The sequence below is a fragment of the Frankia sp. CoWAU3 genome (assembly GCF_977971855.1).
In genome coordinates this window covers 1-6,120 of record NZ_CDWWXB010000207.1, presented here as the reverse complement: position 1 = coordinate 6,120, position 6,120 = coordinate 1, and the positions used below count along the sequence as shown (strand labels likewise).

The 6,120-nt window shown below is 67.3% G+C and carries 3 protein-coding genes; all 3 read left to right on the top strand.

The genetic code is table 11. The features are described from left to right. The first annotated feature begins 84 nt into the window (after window positions 1–84). Window positions 85–1,068 carry a 3-oxoacyl-ACP synthase III family protein gene (locus AC08ON_RS15370; RefSeq protein WP_476608208.1) on the top strand — a complete coding sequence of 328 codons (984 nt, stop codon included), beginning with the start codon at window positions 85–87 and terminating at the stop codon, window positions 1,066–1,068. Beyond that, entirely contained in the window at window positions 965–4,387 is a 3,423-nt protein-coding gene (locus AC08ON_RS15365; protein ID WP_476608207.1) for an ATP-binding protein, read from the top strand. Before AC08ON_RS15370 ends, AC08ON_RS15365 begins: the two co-directional genes overlap by 104 nt. 35 nt (window positions 4,388–4,422) lie before the next feature. Further along, a partial coding sequence (locus AC08ON_RS15360) for a carboxyl transferase domain-containing protein (protein ID WP_476617213.1) occupies window positions 4,423–6,120 on the top strand: 1,698 nt, incomplete at its 3' end.

The following is a 6,120-nucleotide window of genomic DNA, read 5'->3' as shown; positions in this document are numbered from 1 at the left end:
AATTCATAGCCACTTAACGCAACAGGCCGTCACACCACGCGACCTTCGCGCAGCCCTGAGCCTCGACCCCTGAAAGGATCAGTCGTGAACACAGCCATTCTCGGAACTGGGTCATACGTCCCAGAAAAAATTTTGACGAGTGAAGAAATGGAAGATCTTCTCGGTCTCGACCGCGGCAAGATCTTCGAGAAGACCGGCATCCGCGAACGCCGTGTGGCAGCACCGCACGAGGCCACCTCGGATCTGGCTGCCCACGCCGCACGACAGGCGCTCGCCGCGGCAGGCATGCAGGCCCGGGACATCAATCTGATCGTGCTTGCCACATCCACACCCGACCAGCCCATGCCCGCCACCGCATGCCACGTTCAAGCATCCATCGGCGCCACTCGAGCGTTCGCCTTCGACATTCAAGCGGTCTGCAGCGGCTTCATCTACGCGCTGAAGTGCGCCGACTCCCTACTTGCCGCGGACCCGGATTACTCCACCGCCTTGGTTATTGGCGCCGACACCTATTCGCGCATTCTTGACTACACCGACTACCGCACCTCGACTCTTTTCGGAGACGGTGCTGGCGCGGTCGTCCTCGGCAAGGTACCTGACGGACAAGGCCTGTTGGCGAGCACCCTGTACTCGGACGGACGCAACACGGACTTGATCCAGATCCCAGGCGGAGGCAGTCGAATGCCTCCGAGCCATCTCAGCATCGAGAAACATCAGCACTACTTCATGATGAACGGCCGGGAGGTTCGTCGCCTGGCAACCGAGAAGTTGGCAGCAGTCGTGACGGAACTGTGCACGACTGTGGGTGTAACGCTGCCCGACGTTGATCTCATCGTGTCCCATCAGGCGAACGGCGTGATGCTGGCCGACCTGGCTGAGAACCTGGGGCTCGCCCCGGGCATGTTGCATCTCACCGTCGGCAGGTACGGCAACACCGGTGCCGCTTCCGTGCCGATCACACTGGATGACGCTGTACGGGCCAGTCGGCTCCAGCGGGACTCCCTGCTCCTTATGGTGGCTTTCGGCGGCGGCGCGACGTGGGGTGGGATCGCCTTGCGCTGGGCGTAGGCCCGATATCAAGCAGTCGCCGATCCCGGCGCGGTCATCGCGACCGGCCGGGCGCCATCCCCACATTCCGGTCAGGCACCAGTCGCGAGGACGAACCGGCCACCCGCCAACCGAATGGTGTGTCTTGAGCAGGAAGGACTCAGCCATGTTCCGCTGCGTCGCCATCGTCAACCGTGGTGAGGCCGCGATGCGCCTCATCCGAGCCGTTCGGGAGATAGTCGCCGAGACCGCAACAGCGATCGAGACCGTCGCCCTGTACACCGATGTCGACCGCACCGCGACGTTCGTGCGCGAGGCCGACAGGGCCTACTGTCTTGGCCCGGCCGCCGCGCGTCCCTATCTCGACCTGAGGGTCCTGGAGCGCGCGCTGGTGGAGACTGGGGCCGACGCCGCGTGGGTCGGCTGGGGCTTCGTCGCGGAGGACCCGGCGTTCGAAGAGCTTTGCGAGAGGCTCGGGGTCACCTTCATCGGGCCCAGTTCCGAGGCCATGCGCAAGCTCGGCGACAAGATCGGCGCGAAGCGAATCGCCGAGGAGGTCGGCGTGCCGATCGCGCCGTGGAGCCGCGGTCCGGTCGAGAGCCTGGACGCCGCCCTGGCGGCGGCTTCCAAGATCGGCTATCCGCTTATGCTCAAGGCGGCCGCGGGCGGCGGTGGTCGGGGCATCCGTATGATCAGGGACGAGTCCGAGCTTGTCAACGCCTTCGAGCGCACCAGGCAAGAGGCCGCGCGGGCGTTCGGCATCGATGTCATGTTCCTGGAGCGCCTAATTACTGGGGCCCGGCACGTCGAGGTCCAGGTGATTGCCGACAGCCAGGGCACCGCGTGGGCGCTCGGCGTCCGCGACTGCTCGGTGCAGCGGCGCAACCAGAAGGTGATCGAGGAGTCGGCCTCGCCGGTGCTCAGCCCGGAGCAGGCGGCCAACCTCAAGGCTGCGGCCGAGCGGTTGATCGTCGCGGTCGGCTACCGGGGCGCGGCGACCGTCGAGTTCCTCTACCACCCCGGCGACAAGCAGACCACGTTTCTCGAGGTCAACACCCGCCTGCAGGTCGAGCACCCGATCACCGAGGCCACCACCGGGTTCGACCTGGTCAAGGCCCAACTACACGTGGCCTCGGGCGGCCGGCTGCAGGGCGCGCGGCCGGTCGAGCGCGGACACGCCGTCGAGGCCCGGCTCAACGCGGAGGACCCCGACCGCGACTTCATGCCGTGCCCGGGCCACATCACGCGGCTGGAGCTGCCAGCCGGACCCGGCATCCGTGTCGACGCTGGCTTCAGCGAGGGCGACACCATCCCGGCCGACTTCGACTCGATGATCGTGAAGATCATCGCCTACGGCCGCGATCGCGACGAGGCGCTGGGCCGGCTGCGCCGGGCAATCCAGGGGACCAAAGTGGTCATCAAAGGTGGTGTCACGAACAAGAGCTTCCTGCTGGACCTGCTCAACCGGCCCGAGGTGATCGACGCCAGCGCGGACACCGGCTGGATCGACCGCGTCGGGGACAGGCTTGTCTCGCACCGGAACTCCGCCGTGGCCCTGGTGGCAGCGGCCATCGACGCGTACGAGGAGAAGGAGCACGCCGAGCGGCAGCGGCTGCTGTTGACGGCGTTCGGCGGACGCCCGCAGGTGCAGCACGACAGCGGTCGGCCGCTGGACCTCAAGTTGCGCGGCGTCGGCTACCAGGCGCGCGTGGCGCGGCGGGGCCCGTGCCGGTTCCACGTCAGCCTCGAAGCGGGCGCCGACGTCCGCACCGCTGACGTCACGATTGACCGCTTCGATCGGCACACCGGGCAGATCGTCGTCAACGGTGCCCGGTACCGGCTACTCGCCGACATCCACGGGCCCGTCCACCTGATCGAGGTGGACGGCGTCACACACCGGGTCAGCCGCGACGAGGGCGACGTCGTCCGCTCGCCCATGCCTGCCATGGTCATCGCCACGCCGCTGGAGGTTGGCGCCGAGATCGAGGCGGGCGCACAAATCCTGGTGCTGGAGAGCATGAAAATGGAGACGGTGCTGCAGGCGCCATTCAAGGCGCGGGTGAGGGAATGCTTCGTCTCCGTGGGCAGCCAGGTGGAGGCGGGTGCGCCGCTGCTGCGGCTGGAGCCGATCGCCGGTGCCGAGGTCGAGGACAGCCCGGCTGCCCCGGCGGCCGGGCTGGACCTGCCGACCGCGCCCGAGGAGGTCCCGGCGCGTGAGCGCACCGCGCGCGGCCTGGAGGATCTGCGCGCTTTGCTGCTGGGCTTCGACCTGCACGATGAGCGCCAGGCGCTCCACGACTACCTCGCCGCGCGTCGGGCGGCCACCGAGAAGGGCCACCAGCCGCTGGCCAAGGAGCTCGAAATCATCGAAATATTCGCCGACCTGGCCGAGCTGAGCCGGAACCGGCCTGCCCGCATGGACGTCGGCGATGAGGGCCACCCGCGCAGCCCTCACGAGCACTTCCACACCTACCTGCGCAGCCTCGATGTCGAGCGGGCCGGGCTAACGGAGTCGTTCCAGGCCAAACTGGCCAAGGCGCTCGGGCATTACGACGTCACCGACCTGAAACGCTCCCCCGAGCTCGAGGCCGCGGTGTTCCGAATCTTCCTTGCCCGGCAGCCTGCCACCGCCAAGGTGGCCGCCAAGGTAGTTGCGGCGCTGCTGGAATCGTGGCGGTGGGAGCCGCCGCCGGACAAGTCCGTGCACAAACCGGTGTATCTGGCGCTAGAGCGGCTGGTGACCGCCACGAAGGGCCACTTCCCCGTGGTTGCCGACCTCGCGCTCGACGTGATGTTCGCCTGGTTCCAGCATCAGCAGCAGTTGCTGCGCCGTGCTCAGGAGCGCATCCGTATCTTCGAGCACCTGCTCCACCTGGACGCCTACCCGGACGCGCCGGATCGCACCGAGCGCATCGCCGAGATGGTGCGCAGCACCGAGCCGCTGGTGCCGCTGCTGGGCCAGCGGCTGCTGCGCGGCGACCAGGATAACACGGTCATACTGGAAGTGCTGACCCGCCGGTACTACGGCAACAAGGACCTCACCCACATCCGCGCCACCGAGTACGCCGGCTACCGATTCTGGGTGGCCGAGCGCGCGGGCTCCAGGCTCGTCTCCTGCGCAGTGGGCTTCGACGCGCTGGACGCGGCGCTGGGTGGGCTTGCGGAGCTGGCAGGCGGCGAGCGCTCCGTCGATGCTGACATCTACCTGTCCTGGGAGAACCAGCCGGCGGACTCCGACGTGATGGCGGCCGTGCTGGGCGAGGCCGCCAGCGCGCACCCGCTGCCGCCCCAGGTGCGTCGGCTCACCATCACCATCACCCCGGAGGCAGCTGCACGATGACCCACCACTTCACGTTCCGGCCGTCGGACGCCGGGATGGCCGAGGAACGGCCGATCCGCGGCCTGCACCCGTGCATCGCGCAGCGGATGCAGCTGGAGCGGCTGAGCAAATTCGACCTCACCCGGCTGCCGTCGTCAGACGAGGATGTGTACCTCTACCAGTGCGTGGCGCGGGAGAATCCGTCGGATAACCGCTTTGTCGCGTTCATCCAGGTATGCGACCTGTTTAGGGAGCACGATCATGATGGCCAGCTGGTCGCGTTGCCAGCGGCCGAGGAGGCCGTGGCCGCCTGCGTCGACTCGATCCGCCGCGCGCGGTCGCTGCGACCGTCGGACAAGCGTTTCAACACCAACCGGATCGTGGTCTACGTCTGGCCGCCGAGCGACATCACCCGCACCGAGCTAGAGATGATCACTGAGCGTGTGCTGCTGATGACCGCGGACGCCGAGCTAGAGGAGATCCTGTTCATCGCCCAGCAGCGCAGCCCGCAGACCGGCGAGCTGTCTAAGATCGCCCTGTGTGTCTCCTTCAAGACCACGGGCGTCGAGCTGACCGTTGGCGAGCCTTCGGTCGAGCCGATCGAGCCGATCGACGATTACCGGCTCAAGGTGCTGCGCGCGAGCAACCGCAAGATGATGCACCCATATGAACTGACCGACCTGCTCGGCGACTTCGTCGAGTACGACCTCGACGACAGCTGCGCGCTGGTGCCGGTCGACCGGCCGAAGGGGCACAACACCGCGGCGATCGTCGTGGGTGTGGCCACCGCCCCGACCAGGCTGCACCCGCAGGGTGTCACCAGGGTCGTACTGCTCAGCGACCCGACGAAGTCGCTCGGCGCACTGTCAGAGCCGGAGTGCCGCCGCGTGATCGCCGCACTGAACCTGGCCGAGCGGATGCGGTTGCCGCTGGAATGGTACGCGCTGTCCTCCGGTGCCCGGATCTCCATGGAATCGGGCACGGAGAACATGGACTGGGTGGGCGCGGCACTCAAGCAGATCGTCGAGTTCACCCAGGCCGGCAGCGAGATCAACATCGCGGTCACGGGCATCACCGTCGGTGCGCAGCCGTACTGGAACGCCGAGGCGACGATGCTCATGCACACCAAGGGCATCCTGGTGATGACCCCGGACTCGACGATGGTGCTCACCGGCAAGCAGGCAGTGGATGTCTCCGGCGGCGTGTCGGCCGAGGACAACTTCGGCATTGGCGGCTACGACCGAGTGATGGGCCCGAACGGGCAGGGGCAGTATTGGGCGCCGAACCTGACCGCCGCCGTGGACGTGCTGATGGCACACTACAACCACACATATGTCGCCCCCGGCGAGGATGGTCCGCGGCGAGCGGAGACGAACGACCCCGTCGACCGCGACATCTCCGACTACCCTCACTCGGTGGCTGGCAGCGACTTCACATCCGTCGGTGAGATCTTCTCCGCCGAGGCCAACCCGGACCGCAAGAAGCCCTTCGGCATCCGCCCTGTGATGGAGGCGCTGTCCGACCAGGACCACCCGGTGCTGGAACGCTGGAAGCACATGGAGGGCGCGGAGACCGCGGTGGTGTGGGACGTACACCTCGGCGGCATACCGGTATGCCTGATCGGCATCGAGTCGCGCGCTGTGCCGCGGCACGGTTTCCCGCCTGCCGACGGCCCGGAAATCTATACTTTGGGCACACTGTTCCCCAGGGCTGCGCGAAGGTCGCGTGGTGTGACGGTCTGTTGCGTTAAGTGG